Annotated in this window: 13 protein-coding genes and 1 pseudogene; 6 read left to right on the plus strand and 8 right to left on the minus strand. The window is 66.6% G+C overall.

All coding sequences use genetic code 11. The features are described from left to right. Positions 1-121: 121 nt before the first annotated feature. Positions 122-1,042: a LysR family transcriptional regulator gene (locus tag AC5QAB_RS14325; RefSeq protein WP_014646737.1), complete on the minus strand. Its 921-nt coding sequence runs from the start codon at positions 1,040-1,042 to the stop codon at positions 122-124. A 149-nt stretch (positions 1,043-1,191) separates the two neighbouring features. Here AC5QAB_RS14325 and AC5QAB_RS14330 point away from each other — a divergent pair, with 149 nt between their 5' ends. Continuing rightward, positions 1,192-1,893: a pirin family protein gene (locus AC5QAB_RS14330; protein ID WP_134966635.1), complete on the plus strand. Its 702-nt coding sequence runs from the start codon at positions 1,192-1,194 to the stop codon at positions 1,891-1,893. Between the two features lie 115 nt (positions 1,894-2,008). Here the strand turns inward: AC5QAB_RS14330 and AC5QAB_RS14335 are convergent. Both AC5QAB_RS14335 and AC5QAB_RS14340 read right to left on the minus strand, forming a co-directional pair. Further along, positions 2,009-2,248: pseudogene (locus AC5QAB_RS14335) on the minus strand (TonB-dependent siderophore receptor); the annotation flags it as partial. Positions 2,249-2,275: 27 nt separating this feature from the next. Further along, positions 2,276-2,971, minus strand: a complete 696-nt coding sequence (locus AC5QAB_RS14340; protein WP_032957727.1) for an alpha/beta hydrolase — start codon at positions 2,969-2,971, stop codon at positions 2,276-2,278. A 184-nt stretch (positions 2,972-3,155) separates the two neighbouring features. On the opposite strand from AC5QAB_RS14340, the gene AC5QAB_RS14345 reads away from it, so the two are divergent. Then, positions 3,156-4,295 (plus strand): MFS transporter, encoded by a 1,140-nt coding sequence (locus AC5QAB_RS14345; RefSeq protein ID WP_032957729.1) that lies wholly within the window; start codon positions 3,156-3,158, stop codon positions 4,293-4,295. A gap of 82 nt (positions 4,296-4,377) precedes the next feature. Here AC5QAB_RS14345 and AC5QAB_RS14350 read toward each other — a convergent pair whose 3' ends face one another. Further along, positions 4,378-5,496, minus strand: a complete 1,119-nt coding sequence (locus AC5QAB_RS14350; protein ID WP_014646733.1) for an alpha/beta fold hydrolase — start codon at positions 5,494-5,496, stop codon at positions 4,378-4,380. A gap of 184 nt (positions 5,497-5,680) precedes the next feature. On the opposite strand from AC5QAB_RS14350, the gene AC5QAB_RS14355 reads away from it, so the two are divergent. The 4 genes from AC5QAB_RS14355 to AC5QAB_RS14370 all read left to right on the plus strand — a co-directional run bounded on the left by AC5QAB_RS14355 (position 5,681) and on the right by AC5QAB_RS14370 (position 12,561). After that, positions 5,681-7,027 carry a c-type cytochrome gene (locus AC5QAB_RS14355; RefSeq protein ID WP_014646732.1) on the plus strand — a complete coding sequence of 449 codons (1,347 nt, stop codon included), beginning with the start codon at positions 5,681-5,683 and terminating at the stop codon, positions 7,025-7,027. Then, positions 7,024-7,950: a c-type cytochrome gene (locus AC5QAB_RS14360; RefSeq protein ID WP_495233463.1), complete on the plus strand. Its 927-nt coding sequence runs from the start codon at positions 7,024-7,026 to the stop codon at positions 7,948-7,950. The genes AC5QAB_RS14355 and AC5QAB_RS14360 overlap by 4 nt, the downstream gene beginning before the upstream one ends. Positions 7,951-8,065: 115 nt before the next feature. Next, on the plus strand, positions 8,066-10,444 hold the full coding sequence (locus AC5QAB_RS14365) for a TonB-dependent receptor domain-containing protein (protein ID WP_329857549.1): 2,379 nt from the start codon (positions 8,066-8,068) through the stop codon (positions 10,442-10,444). Positions 10,445-10,452: 8 nt separating this feature from the next. Then, on the plus strand, positions 10,453-12,561 hold the full coding sequence (locus AC5QAB_RS14370; RefSeq protein ID WP_069117229.1) for a phosphocholine-specific phospholipase C: 2,109 nt from the start codon (positions 10,453-10,455) through the stop codon (positions 12,559-12,561). Between the two features lie 108 nt (positions 12,562-12,669). Here AC5QAB_RS14370 and AC5QAB_RS14375 read toward each other — a convergent pair whose 3' ends face one another. The 4 genes from AC5QAB_RS14375 to AC5QAB_RS14390 all read right to left on the minus strand — a co-directional run bounded on the left by AC5QAB_RS14375 (position 12,670) and on the right by AC5QAB_RS14390 (position 18,885). Next, a complete protein-coding gene (locus tag AC5QAB_RS14375) occupies positions 12,670-14,265 on the minus strand; it encodes an alkaline phosphatase D family protein (RefSeq protein WP_495233464.1) in 1,596 nt (531 codons plus the stop codon). A gap of 10 nt (positions 14,266-14,275) precedes the next feature. Beyond that, on the minus strand, positions 14,276-17,209 hold the full coding sequence (locus AC5QAB_RS14380) for a TonB-dependent receptor (RefSeq protein ID WP_495233465.1): 2,934 nt from the start codon (positions 17,207-17,209) through the stop codon (positions 14,276-14,278). A gap of 141 nt (positions 17,210-17,350) precedes the next feature. Continuing rightward, positions 17,351-18,373 (minus strand): FecR family protein, encoded by a 1,023-nt coding sequence (locus tag AC5QAB_RS14385; RefSeq protein ID WP_241884376.1) that lies wholly within the window; start codon positions 18,371-18,373, stop codon positions 17,351-17,353. Continuing rightward, a complete protein-coding gene (locus AC5QAB_RS14390; RefSeq protein ID WP_129407560.1) occupies positions 18,370-18,885 on the minus strand; it encodes an RNA polymerase sigma factor in 516 nt (171 codons plus the stop codon). The genes AC5QAB_RS14385 and AC5QAB_RS14390 overlap by 4 nt, the downstream gene beginning before the upstream one ends. Positions 18,886-19,092 lie beyond the last annotated feature (207 nt).

Genomic DNA, 19,092 nt, shown 5'->3' on the forward strand with positions numbered 1-19,092 from the left:
GGCCCCCGCAACCGGACCCACCCCGCCATCTCACGGAATGCACGCTTTTGCTGTTGCTGTTGCTGTTGCTGTTGCTGTTGCTTTGGCCTCGGCGGGTGCAGGGCGCAGCCCTGCCAAACCCCTACCCCTTGGCCATTGCCTGCCACCACTGCGACAGCAGCTCCGGCCTGCGCAGGCGCTCGCGCCACCACCGCAGTGCCGCGCCGTCCTCGCCGGTGCGCCAGGCCAGCCAGAACGTTTCCTCCGGCTTGTGTTCCTCCACCTCGCGGATCACCAGCTGGCCACGCGCCACTGCAGCGCGCGCGCACGGCTCGGGCAGGAAGCCGAAGCCCACACCTTCGCATTGCAGCTTCAGTTTGCTGGCCATGTCAGGCACGGTCAGCATCTCCTGCCCCATCAACAGGCCCACCGTGCGCGGCAGCAACCGCCGCGCCGAATCAGAAACGGCGATCGCGCAGTGCTCGACCAGCTGCTCGCGACCGAGCACGCCCGGCACCTTGGCCAACGGATGACCGGGTGCGACCGCGAACACGAACTCCACCGTGCCCAGCGGCTCGACCACGTAACCACCGCCACTGGGCCCCTCGCCCGGCGCCCCGACCAGCAGGTCGGCGCGCCGGTCCAGCAGGGCCTCCCAGGTGCCGGACAGGGCCTCGCCGATCAGCCGCAGCCGGGTCGGCGCCTCCGCCTCACGAAACGCGGCGATGTCCGGGCCCAGCAGCCAGGTCGGGAACACCGAGTCCACCGCCAGGGTCAGTTCGGTCTCCCAGCCCGACGCCACCCGGCGCACCCGCAGCTCCAGCTCGCGGGCCGCACGCAGGAGATGCCGACCCTCGTCCAGCAGGGCGCGTCCGGCCTCGGTCGGTTCGGCACGCGGGCCGACCCGGTCGAACAGCTGAACGCCGAGGTCCTCCTCCAGCTTGGCCACGGTGTAGGAAATGGTCGAGGGCACCTTGTGCAGGGCCTTGCCGGCGCCAGCAAAGGAGCCGCGGCGGTCGATGGCATCCAGGATCTGCAGGGCATCGAGGCTGAGCTTGAGCATTCGAATTTTTCGATGATGGCCGTCAAAACTATCCGTTTTTCAAACCCCGGGCGCAAGCAGATACTTCTCTCCAACGGGGAAACACGGCAACTACCGCCTCACCCCGCCCCATCGAAACCATCGAAACCATCGAACAAGGAGATTCCATCATGCTGCAGATCCGCAAGAGCGCTACCCGTGGCCTGGCCGAGCATGGCTGGCTGTCCTCGCGCCATACCTTCTCCTTCGCCAACTACTACGACCCCCGCTACGTCAGCTTCGGCCCGCTGCGGGTGATCAACGAAGACAAGGTGATCGGCGGCCAGGGCTTCGGCACCCATAGCCACAGCAACATGGAGATCGTTTCCTATGTGCTGGGCGGCGCGCTGGAGCACAAGGACTCGATGGGCACCGGCTCGGTGCTGCGCTACGGCGACGTGCAGCGCATGAGTGCCGGCAGTGGTGTCAGCCACAGCGAATTCAACCACTCGGCCGACGAGACCGTGCACTTCCTGCAGATCTGGATCTTCCCGGACCGCGAGAACATCACGCCGTCCTACGAGGAGACCCACTTCGCCCCGGGTACCAAGCGCGGCCAGCTGCGCCTGATCGCTTCGCCGGACGGCGCCGACGGTTCGCTGCGCATCCACCAGGATGCCCGCATCTTCGCCACCATCCTCGATGGCGGCCAGAAGCTGCACCACGCGCTCGGCAATGGCCGTGGTGCCTATGTGCAGGTTGCCCGAGGCCAGCTGCAGGTCAATGGCATCACCTTGGAAGCCGGTGATGCACTGCAGGTCAGCGACGAAGCGCAGCTGACCCTGGAAAACGGCAACGACGCCGAAGTGCTGGTGTTCGACCTGCCGCTGTAACCACAACGCCCGCGATGCCGCAAAGCATCGCGGGCGCATTTCCGTAGAGCCGAGCCCACGCTCGGCTGCGGTGTGACAGCCAGCCGAGCGCGGGCTCGGCTCTACAGGACCCGCGTCAGAACCTGTACGTCATCGCCCGCCGCACATTGCGTGGCTCACCCCAGGTGTAGGTGCTGTACCAGCTGACGATCGTGTAGTAGCGCTTGTCCAGCAGGTTGTTGACGTTGAGCGTGGCCGACAGGCGATCACTGAATTCATAACGCGCCATCGCATCCAGCAACCAATACGGTTGGGTGCGATGTACCACCTTGGCCTGCGTGGCCGGGTTGGTGATCTCGCCGAAGGTGGAATCCTGTCGTGCGGCGCGACGCGCCGCGCGGGCTCAGCCGCCGATGGCGGCACAGGCCTCCAGGATCAGCGCGGTCACTTCCTTCGGCTGCGAGGCCAGCGAGGCATGGCTGGCATCCAGCTCCAGCAATCGCTTGGGCTGGATGCGCGTGGCCATGGCCTTCTGGTTGTCCGGCGCGATCATGCGGTCCTGGCGGGACAGCTGGTACCAGCTCGGCTTGTGCTTCCAGGCCGGATCGCTGACCGCATCACCGAAGGTGCTCGCCAACGGCGCCTTCTGGGTCACCGCCATCACCCGGCCCTCGTCGGCGCTCAGGTCCTGGCAGAAGCTCTCATGGAACCTGTCCGCACGCAGCCACAGGTAGCCATCGCTGTCCGGTGCCAGGTTCGGCGCTGCCTCCGGCAGGTGCTGCTGGGTGATCCCACCGGGGCTCTCGCCGGCATCAGGCGCGAAGGCAGCGATGTAGACCAGGCCCTTCACGTTGGGCTCGCTACCGGCCTGGCTGATCACCGCGCCGCCGTAGGAGTGGCCGACCAGCAGCACCGGCCCGTCGATCTGCCGGATCATTTTCCGGGTGCGTTCTGCGTCGTCGGCCAGCGAGGTAAGCGGCAGTTCCACCGCCTGCACACGGTCGTGGCCGTTGCGATGCAGTTCCAGGATCACCTTGGCCCAATGTGCGGCCCCGCCCCAGAATCCATGGACAAGGAGGATGGTCGGTGTCGTGCTCATGTACAGGTCTCCGGCAGCGGCCGGCGGAATGCCGACTGTGCAGCCACTGTCCGTGCGTGGCGTTAATCGCTGGTGACGCAATCGGGTCACTGCAATCGTATGCGTCGTTTGATGTCATGCATGGCACTTGCCGACCTGGCCTGATAACGATTTCATGGAGCTCTCCCGGAGCTTCGCATCAAGCATGACGCCTTCATCCCCACGTGCCCAGCAGCACGCCACCCGCGCCGCCTTCTTCATTCCCGGATTCGCCACCGCCGCGTGGGCACCGATGGTCCCCTACGCCAAGGCCAAGGCCGGGCTGTCCGACGCCAGCCTCGGCGCCGTGCTGCTGTGCCTCGGGCTCGGCTCGCTGCTGGCGATGCCACTGGCAGGTGCGCTGACCGGACGGCTGGGATGCCGTCGGGTGATGGTGATCACCTGCGCGATGATGCTGGGCGCCCTGCCCTTGCTGGTGCTGGCACCCTCGCCCGTGGCGCTGGGCGCAGCGCTGTTCGTGTTCGGCGCCGGCGTCGGTGCATTGGATTGCGCGATGAACATGCAGGCCGTGGCGGTCGAGCGCGACGCCGGACGCGCGATGATGTCCGGCTTCCACGCCTTCTACAGCATCGGTGGATTCGTCGGCGCCGGCTGCATGACCGGGCTGCTGATCCTCGGCACGCCGCTGTGGCTGGCCGCGCTGCTTTCGGTGGCCGCGCTGCTGCTGGTTGCCGTGCTGTCGGCACCGCACTGGCGTCCGCAACGGATCCTGCACGAAGGCCCGCTATTGGCGCTGCCGCACGGCGTGGTCCTGTTCATCGGCGTGCTGGCCTTCGTGGTGTTCCTTGCCGAGGGCTCAATGCTGGACTGGAGTGCGGTGTTCCTGGCGGAAGTGCGGCAGGTACCGCGCGACCAGGCCGGGGCCGGCTTTGCGTTGTTCACCCTGGCGATGACCGCGATGCGCCTGTTCGGCGACGGCATCGTCGAGCGCCTCGGCCGGACCCGCACGCTGGTCATCGGCGGCATCACCGCTGCGGCGGGCTTCACCCTGGCCACGCTGGTGCCCTCGTTCCCGGTGGCGTTGGCCGGCTACGTACTGGTCGGGCTGGGCTGCGCCAACATCGTGCCGGCGCTGTTCTCGATGGCGGGCCAGCAGCGGGTGATGCCGGAGAGCATCGCCATCACCGCGGTGACCACACTGGGTTACGCCGGCATCCTCGCCGGTCCGGCAGCGATCGGCGCACTGGCGCATGCCACCAGCCTCGGTTTCGCCTTCCTGTGCGTGGCCGCGCTGCTGCTCGGCGTCGCGGCGTCTGCCCGCGCACTGGCACGACGCGTGGCCTGACAGAAAAAGGGGACGGAGGGGATTAAGTCGTTTCCCGCACACCTGGCCTGGAAACGACTTAATCCCCTCCGTCCCCTTTTTCTCAGCTGCGCGCCAGCCACTCAGCCTGGGCCGGCAGCTGCGGTGCCGGGCACGCGCTCTGCGGATGGTGCTCGTCGCGCGCCATCCAGTCATCGACCACGCCCGCCAGCAGGTCCAGCCGCAGCGGCAGGGTGATGTGGTCCTCGCCGCGCATTTCGATGTAGTGCGCGCGCGGGTTGGCCTGGGCCAGTTCGCGGCCCTGGCTGACCGGAATGTGCTGGTCGCCCTGCCCGTGCAGCAACAGCACGCAGGCGCGGGTATCGGCCAACGCACGCGCGACGTCCACGCGGTCCAGATCGACGTCGATGCGGCGGCTGGCGGCGGCGATCACCTGGTTGATGTCCTGGCCGCCGTAGCGCCAGCGCGCGTACGACGCCACCGCCTGCGCCTTCAGGCCTTCCGGCTGCAGCCCCATCAGGTGCGGGATCATGGTGCGGATCGCCACGCCGGCATTGGCGAACGATTCCATCGCCACCACGCCTTCGACCTGGTCACCCAGCTTGTCGGCGGTGAACACCGCCGTGGCCGCACCATAGGACACACCGAACAGGTACAGGGGCCCGGTCACTTCGCCGCGCGCGCGCAGCTCGCCGATCACATCGACCACGTCATCCGACTCATAGGTGCCATAGCCGGACGGGCCGGTGCCGGACTGGCCATGGTTGCGCAGGTCGAGCGTGACCACGCGGTAGCCGGATTCGGCCAGCTGCAGCGACCATGGCAGCATCGAATCACCGTTCATCATCCACCCATGCAGCAGCACCACGGTGCCGCGCGGCGCCTGCGCGCGGAACGGCTGCGGCACGGCCAGGCTCAGGCCGGTATCCAGCGGCAGGCCGTTCTCGTGGCGCTGCGGCAGGTAGCGGTAACGCGCGCCGTAGTCGCCCGGATCGAATACGCGCCAGAAGATCGGCACGCCATCGCGGCCCGCCGCGAAGCCATGGCGGTTGGGCAGTTCGGCGATGGCCGCGGCGATGCGCGGACGATCGAGCAGGGTCGACACGCCACCCGGCGCGATCAGCTGATCGGCGAGTGAGGTGGACGAGGCGTTGATCGAGGATGAGCATGCAGCCAGCCACAGGCCGGCGCACGCCAGCAACAACAGCAGCAGGCGCTTCATATCACGTCATAGGGATGAATCAGACAGATTGGGACGGTAACGCCCAATAGACCGGCCATCTATCGCGCACGGATGACGGCTTGATGACAACGCAGGAACGATTCAGTTTGGTGTAAAAGCTGTATCCGTTCAGTCATTGATCCGGATCAATGAACGCGCGCCCGGGAGTGCCCACAGTGCCGCCATGCGCATCTCGTTCAAGCTCGCCATTGCCCTGGCCGCCACGGTGGCCGCCGCCTACGGCATCGCCCGCAGCACGCCCTACTGGTTCGCACCGCGACAGACCGCGCAGGTCGACATCCACGATCCGGCGCTGATCGCGCAGGGGCGCTACCTGTCACGTGCCGCCGACTGCGCGGCCTGCCACACCGCGCCGGGCGGCAAGCCGTTCGCCGGTGGCCTGGGCATGCAGACGCCGATGGGCACGATCTATTCGACCAACATCACCCCCGATCCGGACTCCGGCATTGGTGCCTACGACTACGCCGATTTCGAACGCGCGGTCCGCCGCGGCATCCGCCACGACGGCCAGCCGCTGTATCCGGCGATGCCGTATGCCTCGTACGTGATCGCCAGCGATGCCGAGATCAAGGCGCTGTATGCCTATTTCATGGGCTCGGTGCAGCCGGTGAAGCAAAGCAACGCCGACAGCACGATTCCATGGCCGGCCAACATGCGCTGGCCTTTGGCATGGTGGCAGCTGCTGTTCGCGCGCCCGCGCAGCTTCAACCCGGATCCGTCGCTGGATGTGGGCCAGCAGCGTGGCGCTGAGCTGGTTGAGGGCCTGGCCCACTGCGGCGCCTGTCATACACCACGTGGGCTGGCGTTCCAGGAGAAGGCGATGGCCGACGATGGCAGCCGCCAGTTCCTGTCCGGCTCGGTGCTGGAAGGCTGGTATGCGAAGAACCTGCGCAATGAATCGACCGGCCTGGCCAGCTGGAGCGAGGGCGAGATCGTCGACTTCCTGCGCACCGGGCGCACCGATCGATCGGCAGCCTTCGGTGGCATGGCCGACGTGGTCGAGCACAGCACGCAGTACCTGTCCGACGCTGACCTGCTGGCCATGGCGCGCTACCTGAAGCAGCTGCCGGCGCGTGAGGGACGCAGTGCGCAGTGGTCGCCTGGTACCGACACCACCACCGCCGCGCTGCGTAGTGGCGACTATCGCGTGGCCGGTTCGCTGGCCTATGCCGAGCACTGCCAGGCCTGCCACCGTGCCGACGGGCGCGGCATGCCACGCGTCTATCCTGCCCTGGCAGGCAACTCGATCGTGTTCGCCGACGATCCCAGTTCGCTGGTGCAGGTGACCCTGATCGGGGGTCGCACCCCGCACACCCCGCACGACCGCATGGCCTTCACCATGCCCGGCTTCGAGCAGTTGCCGAACGCGCAGCTGGCACAGATCCTGACCTTCATCCGCAGCAGCTGGGGCAACCAGGCCAGCGCGGTGAGCGAGGTCGAGGTGGCACGCATGCGCCGGGTGGTGCGTGACAAGCCGGTGCACTTCGTTCCGCAGGAGGCCGCACGATGAAGCGTTCGCGCAAACGTTCCCGCCTGCTGCTCGGTAGTGCGATCACCGTGGTGCTGCTGGCCGGTGCGGGCACCCTCGCCTATCGTCACCTGCACCCGGGCCTGGATGCCGCCGTAGCCAGTACGGTCGATATCCTCGATGCACAGGGCAAGTTGGTCGCCCACTACCACGCGCCCAGTGCCGAGGAGATCGCCGGACTGGGCAATGCCGAATCGGTGATGCTCGGCCGGCGCATCCTCAGCGAGACCGCGCGCCTGCTTCCGGACAACGTCGGCAACGATCTGAACTGCAATTCGTGCCACATGGCCGAGGGCAAGCGACCGTTCGGCAACCACTACTTCAATACCGGCGGCGGTGCCTATCCGCGCTACATGCCGCGCCCGGGCAAGGTGATCGGGCTGACCGAGCGCATCAATGGCTGCCTGCAGCGCTCGATGAACGGCAAGCCGCTGCCGAAGGACGCACCGCAGATGCGCGCGATGCTCGACTACATGGCGTGGCTGAGCAGCCCGGTGCCAGAGGGTGCAACAGTGGCCGCGCCCAGTGAGGGCCCCATCGACAGCACGCTGACTCCGGACCCGGTCCGCGGCCAGGCGCTGTATGCCGTGCAGTGCGCCGCCTGCCATGGCGACAACGGCGAAGGCCGACGCGATGCCAGCGGTGACATCGCCTTCCCGCCGCTGTGGGGCGACCACAGCTTCAACATCGGTGCCGGCATGGCGCGCCTGTACAAGGCGGCCGGTTTCATCAAGCACAACATGCCACCGGCAGTGACCCGCGCACCGCCGCTGGGGCAGCAGGTGATGCCGGACCAGGATGCGGTGGACATCGCCGGCTATTTCATCAACCAGCCGCGGCCGGACTTCGCCAACAAGGGCAAGGACTGGCCGCGTGACCCGAAGCCCAAGGACGCACGGTACTGAAGCAGGCGGCGGGTGCCGGCCGTCGCACAACACGATTCCTGCATCGCCACGTCATGCCGATGTCATTGGCGCTGCCGACACTCCGGGGCTTCCCTCCTCTGAAGGTCCGGTCTCGATGCGAACGTCTGCGCGCTTTCCCCGTGTCTCGCTGCTTGCCCTGCTGATCGCTCCCGCACTGGACGCCCTGGCCGAAGCACCGCAGGGCGATGCCGCTGATGCGCGCAGCAGTGAGGCCCGCACCCTCGACCAGGTGCAGGTGATCGGTCAGGCCACCAGCTATGCCAAGACTTCCGTGCGTGCGGAAACGCTGAACCGGCAGACCGTGATGAGCAGCGTCAACGACGCGCTCAACGAAGTGCCCGGCGTGGTGGTCAGCGAGGCCGATGCCACCGGCTCGTCGGTGTGGGGCACGCAGATCAGCATGCGTGGCTTCGTCACCAACCGTGATACCCAGCAGATCGGCACCACCATCGACGGCCTGCCCAATGGTGGCTCGGGTTACGGCGGCGGCTCGCTGGCCAACCGCTACATCGACACCCTCGACCTGGAAACGGTGGAAGTCAGCCAGGGCACCGCCGATATCTCCTCGCGCTCGAACGAGGCCCTGGGCGGCACCCTCAACTTCCTCACCAGCGATCCGCTGCAGGACAGCCGCCTGCGCTTCGTGGTCGGCGCCGGTGACAACGAGGCACGCAAGTACTACGTGCGCTATGACACCGGCCTGCTCGGCGGCCACACCCGCGCCTGGGTCAGTGCCTCGTCGGCGCGCGTGCATGACTGGATCGATGGCAGCGGCAAGACCAGCAATGACCACATCGCCGGCAAGTTCATCACCGAACTGGATCGCTGGACCCTGACCGGCTACCTGTCCTACAACGATGCGGACGAGCCGGAGTACACCAGCGTCTCACCGAAGGGCTTCGCGACCAATCCGGATCGCGACAACCTGGTCGGTACCCTCACCGGCATTCCCTACCTGGACCAGAACTACCGTTCCGGCTCGCGTGCGCTGCGCGAGAACACCTTCGGCTACCTGCGCGCGGCCTTCGACGGTGGCAACGGCTTCAAGGCCTCGGTGGCCGCCTACGGGCACCGCATGCAAGGCCGCGGCGACTGGCTGCCACCGTATCTGGCGCAGGTCAGCGATGACGGAGCCGGTCGCCCGGAGTCGGAATACCTCGGTGGCAAGACCGTGTACGGCGGCAGCAACCGTGGCCAGATTTTCTTCGTCAATCCCGATGGCAGTGCCGCGCAGCGCCTGGCCAGCTGCAGCCCGCGCCTGGGCTTCACCGCCGAGTACGATCCGAACTGCTACGCCGGCAACGTGCTGGGCGCGCAGTCGTATCGCCACACCCACTACGACAACGACCGCATGGGCGTTACCGCCGACGTCGAATGGCGCCAGACTTTCGGCGCAGTCGACAACACGATCCGCGGCGGCCTGTGGGTGGAGAAGCTGGACCGTTCGGCACGCCGCGACTGGCATCGCCTGCTCAACGTCGGCCAGGACATCGCCTTCGACCACCAGCCGTACTGGGTACAGTTCGAGGACAAGTACAAGGTCGACGAACAGATGTACTACGTCGAGGACGTGGCGCGGTTCGGGCCGTTCAGCGCACGTCTGGGCGTGAAGCAGTTCTTCGTCGACCAGTCGCGCCGCCGCGTGATCGGTGCCAGCGAGCACGTCACATCCGATTCCAGGTCCGACCCGCTGCTGTCCACCGGCTTCACCTGGGCGCCGGGCGTGGAAGGCATGGAGCTGTTCGCCGGCTTCTCGCAGAACTTCGCCGCGATTCCTTCCGGCGTGCTCGGCGAGACCGACCCGCAGCGCTTCCGCAACGTCGAGCCGGAGACCGCTGACAACATTGAAGTGGGCATGCGCATCAGCCGCTGGCCCCTGACCGCCTCGGTCACGCTGTACAACATCAAGTTCGACAACCGCATCGTCTACCTGCCGGCCGGCTTCGTCAGCGGCATCGACTACCTGGGCGAGACCGACGGCGTCTACGAGAACTTCGGCGGCGTGGAAAGCAACGGCCTGGAAGCGGCGTTCGGCTATGGCTGGGACAACGGCTGGCGTCTCAACGCCGCCTACACCTACAACCGCTCCAAGTACCTGGGCAGCGGTGATGCCGCGCGTGATACCCAGCTGGGCATCGTCGACGGCGCCAAGGTGATCGGCCAACCCGAACAGACCCTCGTACTCTCGGCGGACTGGCAGGGCGAGAACTGGAACTTCGGCCTGTCCGGCCGTTACCTGGGCACCCGCTACCTCGACGCCGCCAACGTCAACAAGCTGCCCTCGGCCACCGTGTTCAACGCGAACATCGGCTTCGACCTGCAGGGCCTGTCGCCGCGCCTGAAGGGCATGGGTGCCAACCTGGTGGTGAGCAACCTCACCGACAAGCGGTATCTTGCGGGGGTGGACGGCCGCGACAACGCCTTCATCGGCGCTCCGCGCACTGTCGGCATCTCCTTCCGTGTGGACCTGTGAGTGAGCCCGTGACCGATATCGGCCGACGCCGGTTGTTGCAGGCCGGCGTTGCCGCCGGCCTTTCCCCGCTGCTGCCCAGCATCGCCCGGGCCGCCGCGATCGCCCCCGCCGCGCAAACCCGCAGCCTGGAAGACCTGCAGCACATCGTGGTGTTCATGCAGGAGAACCGTTCGTTCGACCACTACTTCGGCACGCTGCCGGGTGTGCGGGGTTTCGGCGATCGCTTCGTCGCTCCGGCGCAGGCACTGCAGGCCGGCGCCCGCGCGCGCAGCCTGTGGCTGCAGCCCGATGCCAGCGGCAAGCGCGCGATCGCGCCGTTCCCGCTGGATACCGCCGCGCACTTCGGCTACATGCGCGTGGAAGGCACGCCGCACACCTGGCCGGATGCACAGCGGGCCTGGGACCACGGACGCATGGGGCAATGGCCGAAAGCCAAGCAGAACCACTCGATGGGCTACTTCCAGCGCAGCGACCTGCCCTTCCAGTTCGCCCTGGCCGATGCCTTCACCATCTGCGACGCCTACCACTGCGCGATGCAGGCCGGAACCAACCCGAACCGGGTGTTCCTGTGGACCGGCCACAACGATGCTGCCGCCCGCGCCGGCGGCCCGGTGATCGCCAACTCGCACGACAACTTCCCCGAGCACGGCGGGCATCCTGCGTCGTACCGCTGGGCCAGCTATGTCGAACGCCTGCAGAAGGCGGGGGTATCCTGGCAGATCTACCAGGACATGGCCGACAACTTCACCGACAACCCGCTGGCCGGCTTCGAGGCGTTCCGCCAGGCCTACCGCGCTGCGCCGGGGCATGACCCGCAGCTGCGCGCACGCGGGGTCAGCACGCGTGGCCTGGCGCAGCTGCGCCAGGACGTCATCGACGGACGCCTGCCGCAGGTCAGCTTCATCATCGCCGACGCGGCCGGCAGCGAGCATCCCGGCCCCTCCAGCCCGGCCCAGGGCGCGGCCTATACCGCACGCGTGCTGGATGCACTGACCGCCGATCCGCAGGTGTGGAGCCGCACCGCCCTGCTGCTGATGTTCGACGAGAACGACGGTTTCTTCGACCACATGCCACCACCGGCACCGCCTTCGCCGGTGGACGGTGGCTGGGCGGGTGCGTCCTCGGTCAGCACTGAAGGCGAGTACCACCGCCATCCGGCACCGGGAGATGAGAAGTACGACTTCGCCGAACTGCGCGGCCGACCGTATGGACTGGGCCCGCGCGTGCCGCTGTACGTGATCTCGCCCTGGAGCCGCGGTGGCTGGGTCGATTCGCAGGTGTACGACCACACCTCGGTCATTCGACTGATCGAACGCCGCTTTGGTGTGTCCGCGCCGGACATCTCGCCGTGGCGCCGCGCGGTCTGCGGCGACCTCAGCACTGCGTTCGACTTTGCCCAGCGCGATACCCGCCCGTTCGTCCGCGGCCTGCCCGACGTGAGCGCGGTGGCCGCACGCGCCGCTGCTTTGCCGGGGCGCACCGTGCCCGCGCTGCCAGAGGGGCTGAAGCCAGCGAAACAGGAAAGCGGTGTACGCCCGGCGCGTGCCCTTCCCTATCGACCGCAGGCATCGATTGCTGCGGTCGACGTCGCGGGCGTTGACCTGGCGTTGTCCTGCGAGGGCGCAGCGGCAGTGCTGCATGTCTACGATCGGCTGCGGCTGGAGGCGGTGCCGCGCCGTTACACGCTGCTGCCGGGCATGCCGCTGCGCGAGCGTTGGCCGCTGGACGCCCAGGGCCGCTATGACCTGTGGCTGCTCGGTCCGAACGGCTTCCACCGCCACTTCCAGGGTGCGGCCAAGGCTCCTGCCGTGCAGGCTTCAATTGATCGCGCGGATGGCCAGCTGCGGCTGCACCTGCGCAATCTGGGTGACAGTGCACAGCAGGTGCGCGTGCATGGCGGCGCCTATGCAGGACACATGCCCGAACAGACATTGGCGCTGCCCGCACATGCGCAGACTTCATTGGCGTGGGATGCAACGCCTACCGCCGGCTGGTATGACCTGCGCATCAGCGCGGGTGGGAGTGTGCTGCGTTTGGCCGGCCGCGCCGAGGATGGTCGCCCCGGCACCAGTGACCCGGCGATGGGCACCGAACCGCTGCGGTTCGAGCACGATTGAAGAATCCCTGTAGTGCCGAGCCCATGCTCGGCAGCTTTAGCCCCGGTCGCATTGCCCCGAAAGAAGCAGCCGAGCGTGGGCTCGGCTCTACAGCGCAGACCGCTAGATTCAGGCCTCCTGCAGCCCCGGCCGGCCGTGCTCCACCGCGTAGCGCTTCCAGTTCTGCACGGTACCGTTCGGTCGCATCACCGTATCCAGCGTCTTCATGTCGCCGATCCACGCATCACGGGTGACATCGCACAGCACATAGCCACGCTTGTCGGTGGTCGCCTTCAGATTGGGGCTGTGCGCAAGCTGGTTGCGGGCGTAAGCGTCCACGCCCTGGCCATCGGCCCCCGAAGTGATCGAAGTGGCAAGGAACTCGCTGGAGACCACGCCCGAATCACGATGGTCCTGCACCAGGTCGCTGGCGTAATGCCGGTGCGCGTCGCCACAGGCGGTCACCACGTTGCCGAAGCCGACCTTCTGGATGTGGTCGAGCAGGCGCCGACGGCTGTCCAGGTAACCCGACCATTGGTCATCGGACGACTGCACCACGCCGTCCTTCTCGCGCATGTAGTTGCCCAGCGCAACCTGGTGGGCGATGGTGTGCCAACGCGGTGCGGCATCAGCCAGGCCATCGAACAGCCAGCGCTCCTGCTTCGCACCGACGATGCTGCGCTCCGGCGATTCCACGTCCTCACGCAGCGCCATGTTCACCTGCTTGCTGCGGTACTGGCGTGTGTCGAGCAGGTGCAGGTCCATCAGCGTTCCGTAGCGTGCGCGCCGGTACAGCTGCATGTGGCCATCGCGCGGGAATGCCGAACGGCGCAGCGGCATGTTCTCGTAGTAGGCCTGGAACGCCTGTGCGCGCCGCAGCAGGAACACTTCGCTGGGCGTATCGTCCTGGTCTTCGGCGCCGGCCCAGTTGTTGTCCACTTCATGGTCATCGAAAGTGACGAACCACGGTGCCGACGCATGCGCGGCCTGCAGGTCGGCATCGCTCTTGTACTGGGCGTAGCGGCGGCGGTAATCATCCAGCGTGTAGGTCTGCGGGCCGACGTGGTTGCGCAGGTTGATGAACGGCTGGCCGTTCATCTTCCGCAGGCCAGGCTGGCTTTCACCTTCGTAGATGTAATCACCGTAGTGGAAGACGAAATCCAGCGGCTCCTCGGCGATGCGCCGCCACGCGGTGTAGTGGCCTTCTTCGTAGTGCTGGCAGCCGGCCACCACAAAGCGCACGCGATCCACCGCTGCCGCGGCTGCCGGCAGCGTGCGGGTACAACCGACTGCACTGACGTGGCCACCCACGGTAAAGCGGTACCAGTAGGGCCGTCCGGGCGCCAATCCTTCCAGTTCCACGTGCACCGCGTGGCCGAGTTCGGGATGCGCGAGCGCCGAACCCTGGCGTACCACCTTGCGCATGCCTTCGTCCGCCGCCAGCTGCCATTCGACCACCATCGGCCGGGTCGGCATGCCACCGCCGAACACCAGCGGCTCGGTCGCCAGCCGCGTCCACAGCACCATGCCGTCGGCCGTGGGATCACCCGAGGCAACGCCCAGGGTGAAGGGCGTGCTGGCAAAGCGCGGCTTGGCCAGCAGGTTGCGCGGGTTCAGCGTGGTGGCATCGGCCTGCGCGGCCAGCGCGCGTGCCGTGCCCATCCAGGCGCCGGCAGCGGACAGGCCGGCCAGGGCCAGGAATCGCCTGCGATTGATCGTCTCCACGGCTGTGCCCTCAGTTGTAGATGATGTGGAAGTAGAAGAAGCGGCCGTAGTCGTCGATCTCGGTACGGAAGCGCCCGTTCGGGCCGGTGCTGTAGGTCGGCTGGGTGTTGAACAGGTTCTTGGCTTCGTACTTCAGCGTCACGTGCCTGCTGACCTTGTGGCTGAAGGCCATGTTGAAGGTCATGTACGGGTCGTAGTACGAGTCCAGCCACTGGGTATCGCCGAAGTCGACCAGCATCCGGCTGCGGTAGGTTCCGGACAGGCGCAGTTGCGAGTTCTTCCACGGCATGCGCCAGATCACCGAACCATTGAGCGACCAGTCCGGCTGGTACAGCAGCCGGTCCAGGCGTCGCTCGGTGCCATCGGTGATGCGGTAGTTGGTCCTGCCTTCCAGCCGCGTGGCGTTGAAGTACATGTCGAAGCGCTGGCGGCCCCATTGCAGGTTGCGGTTGGCCACCGCGAACTCGACGCCGCGCAGCCTGGACTCATCGGTGTTCATCGGTTGGGTCACCCGGTAACGGGTATCGCCCACGTTCTCGAAGGTGGTCAGGGTGTAGATGTCGTCCTTGATTACCTTGTCGAACAACGCCACCGAGACCAGGCCGTTGTTGCCGTTGAAGTACAGGTCCCATGCAAGGTCGATGTTGGTGGAACGGCGCGGCTGCAGGTTCGCATTGCCCTGCTTGATGGTGCAGAAGCCCCTGCCCTCCTCGTCATCGCCACAGCTGGTGCTGGTGGCCTGGGCAATGTTGCTCGGCGTCGGCCGGCCCAGCGTGCGGCTGGCGGAGAAGCGCAGGCGCTGGTCCTCGCTCAGCTTGAACGTCGCATTCAACGAGGGCAACAGGTTGTTGTAGCCACCGCTCGTGTTGCGGAAGGCGGAGGTATAGGTGGTGCCGCCATCATTGCTGAACGGGCTGTAGGCATCGAAGCGGGTGTGGTCATGGCGCAGGCCACCGATCAGCAGCAGCCGGTCCCAGGCGTAGTGCGCGGACACGTACGCATTGGTGATGTCCTCCACGTACTTGTAGTCACTGGTGAAGTTGGCATTCGGATACGCCGCATTGTTGTTGCCCAGTTTCGGCAGCAGTTGCTCGTTCCACTTGCGGTTGTCGATCAGCGGGAAGCCCGGCACGCTGCCCAGCAGCGTCGAACCCGGATACAGGTAGTCGTTGAGCGTGGCACTGCTCTTGAAATAGTCGAAGTCGATGTCCTGCCAGATCTTCAGGTGGCGGTACTCGGCGCCTGCGGCGAGGCCGAAACCTCTCGCATCGGCGTCGATGTTGTAGCTGAAGTCGGCGCGCAGGTTGTCGATGCTCTCCTTGGCATCGCGCGGGGAGACGTAGGCCTGCGCCGGATTGAGCTTGAATGCGGAACTGGTCAGCAGGCTGGAATCGGAAACGGCCACCGCGTTGGGGAAACCGTGGCTGTCGTTCTCGTAGTCGACGAACAGGTTGCTCGGGTAGGCGCGTACCCCCCAGTAGACCTGGCTGTTGTGGAAGGTCTCTTCGGTATGGCCACCGCGCAGGGTCAGCCGCGAACGGTCGCCGATGTCCCAGTTGAAGCTGGCGATGACGCCACGGTTGCTGCGGTCCCAGCGGTCGTGGCGGTTCTTGATGTAGATACTGTTGATCTGGGTGGTGCCGCTGTCTTCGGTCTGGTTGCGGACCGGAAACTTGGCGTTTCCGTACAGATCCGTCTTGTTCATCGTCGAGTTCTCGTAGAACCGGTACGAATACAGCAGCAGCGATGCGTAGAACGGATCGTCCGACGGCTTCCATTCCAGCTTGGCCGAGCCGCCGAAGTTGGTGATGAAGTTGGTGTAGGTGCCGGTGCTGAAATTGCCGGGCGCACGCAGCCCGTTCCAGCCCTTGGCCTCATCCGGCCCGGTGGTGCCGTCGGTGAGGTACTTGCCGGCGTCGTTGTAGTAGTAGTTCGACTCCACCCAGCGCTTGACGCTGTTGCGCGAACGCTGCTCATAGCGTGCCACCGCGACGATGCCAAACTCCTGCCCGGCGCCGAACTGGTTGGAGAACACCATCTTGGCGCTCTTGCCGAAGTGGCCCAGGGTTTCGTGGTTGCCGCCAGCGCTGCGCTCGACGTTGGTCTCGGCCGTGGAATAGATACCTGCCACGTCGGCAAACACGTACTTGCCGGACCGGTCGAAGGCACTGCGGCTGATGATGTCGATCACGCCGCCGATCGCATCCGGTGCCTGCTCCGCACTGAAGCTCTTGTAGATGTCGGTACGGGTGCCGATGTCGCTGGGAATCAGCTGCAGGTTGTTCATGCGTTCGCCGGAGCCACTGCCACCCACGCTGGCAATCGCGATGCCATCGATGGTGGTGTAGTTGAGGTTGGCCTGTACGCCGCGCACCGTCACGTAACGTGGCTCGCCGGCATCCTCCACCGCACTCAGGCCTGGAGCGGCCATCAGGCTCTCGGCCAGGGTCTCGTCGCCGTAGCTGTCCATTTCGTCGTAGACCACCGAATCCTTGATCACCGGTGAGGTCTTCTTCTGGTCGATCACCTCGTGCGCGGCAATCACCTTCACCGTGTCCAGGGTCGGCGCCACCACCGCCTCGGCCTCGCGCGGCTTCGGTGCGCCGGGGTTCGGCGCGTTGCGTACCGGTGCCGGATCGATGGCGATGACATTGCCATCCACCACGGTGTAGCCCAGGCCGGTACCGGCCAGCAGTGCATCCAGCGCCTGCCTGACGGTGGCACCGCGCGGCACCGCACCGGCCATGCGGGCATCGCCATCGGCCGAGTACAGGAACTGCACCCCGGAACTGCGTGACAACTGCTCCAGTGCACGCGCCAACGGCTGTGCCGCGATCGGCGTGGACACACGCGCCTCCAGGCCATCGGCGGCGGCGGCGAAGGCCAATGGCATGCTGCCGGGAGACAGGGCGAGGATGATCGACAGGTAGAGCGTGTTGCGCATCACGGGTCCTTGGAAGAGAGAAGGCAGCAGGCGCCGCTGCGCGGATCGGCAGCGGCTTCTCCCAAGTAAGAGCCCGCATCCACCAAAGTGGAGAACGCGGATTCAATGAATTTTTTCTGACAGTCCACGGCCACCTCGGCCTCAGCGGCTGCCAACCCGCACTGTGTCGCCCTCGCGGCTCACCACGAAGCGCGGGTCACGTTCGAGGAAGGCCTGCAGCGCACCGATGCGATGCGCATCGAGGCTGCCGGACAACCGTGCCGATGCCGCACCCTCGTCCAGCACGCGTACCTGCACCTGGTTGTGCCGGTTGAAGGCAGCGGCCACCTCGTCCAGCCGCTCATCCAGGAAGGACACCTTGCGCTGCTGCCAATCCAGCAGCATCGACAATGGCAGGTCCAATGACTCGACCGCATGGCTGCGCGCGTCGACCTGCACCACCCGGCCTTCGCGCAGTTGCGCAAGACGCCGGGCGTCCGCACCCCGGCTCCATACCTCCACCTCACCGGAGACCACGCCGATGCGCGTGCTCTGCAGCCGTCGCGACACATCGAACACCGTGCCGATGTCGCGGATCTCCAGGCCGTTCACCGCCACCTCGAACGGACGGCGGTCGCGGGCGATGTCGAACGTTGCCTCACCCTGCAGCAGCTCCACCTTGCGGCTGAACCAGCCCATGCGTACCCGCAGGCGGCTGTCCGCGTTGAGCCGCACCAAGGTCTGGTCGGGCAGCACCAGGTCGCGAAGTTCACCCTGTCCGGCACTGTAAAGCTGCTCGGTGGGCATCACCTGCGGAACCAGGCCCACGCCGAGCAGGGTGATACAGGCTGCGGCAGCCGCCACCCACCAGCGCGCACGACCGCGACGCGGCACAGCGCGCGGCGGCGCGTGCACGCTACCGAACAGCGGTACCACCTTGGCGGCGACCTGCCGCGGTGGAACCGCCGCGTCGTCAGGCAACGGCGATTGCAGCGCCTCGCCCACCTGCCGGTGCAACGCAAGGGCGTGCATGTAGGCGCGCACGTGCTCCGGCGAGCGCTTCATCCAGTCCAGGAACGCAACCCGCTCGGCCTCGTCCAGCACTCCCTCGCGATTGCGCAGGAACCAGTCCATTGCCTCGCAGGCGAGCGTGTCGTCGGCCATGGGCGATGCGTTCCGGTTCATGCGTGCTCCCTGGCGCCCAGCGCCTTCCTGCAGGCCTCCAGCCCCTTGCCGATGTGCTTGCGCACCATGTGCACCGACACCTGCAACTGCTGGCTGACTGCCGGGCAGTCCAGCCCGTCGCGGTAATGCAGCTCCATCACCCGTCGCGTGGTCGCCGGCAGACGTGCGATGGTGATGCGGATATCGTTCCAGCGCTGCGCGCGCTCGAACTCACCCTCGATGTCTTCTTCGCTTTTCAGCACTTCGGCCAGCTGATCCACGTCTTCCAGCGGCGGCAGCGACAAACGCGCGCGCGCGTGCTCGCGTGCCAGGTTGGCCGCGACCGTGAACAGGTAGGCCTCCGGGTTCTCGATCGCTGCGGCATTCTCGCCGGTGGCCCGCAGCAGCCGCAGGTATACCTCCTGCGCCAGGTCCTCGGCGTCTTCGCTGGCAGAACCGCGACGCAGGAAGAAGCCACGCAGCAGCCGTCGGCGCAGCGCGTAGCTCTTCTCCCAGATCCTCACGCTGTTCACGGCCGGCCAACACCCCGAGGCTGGAAAGCCCCGCAGGGTGACGGCCATCGATGACAGTGGCGTTGCAGCAGGCGGCCATGCCAGGCACTCTCCGCCCGGCACATTCGCCCATGATACGGCGCACCCTGCCAACCCTTGCTTGCCAGAGATCCAAGCCAGGCCCGCCTATCGAAGCCGCGGGGCCGGGCCTACGCTTGCCTCCCCGGT

This window comes from Stenotrophomonas sp. YJH_SMC_127 (assembly GCF_059372445.1).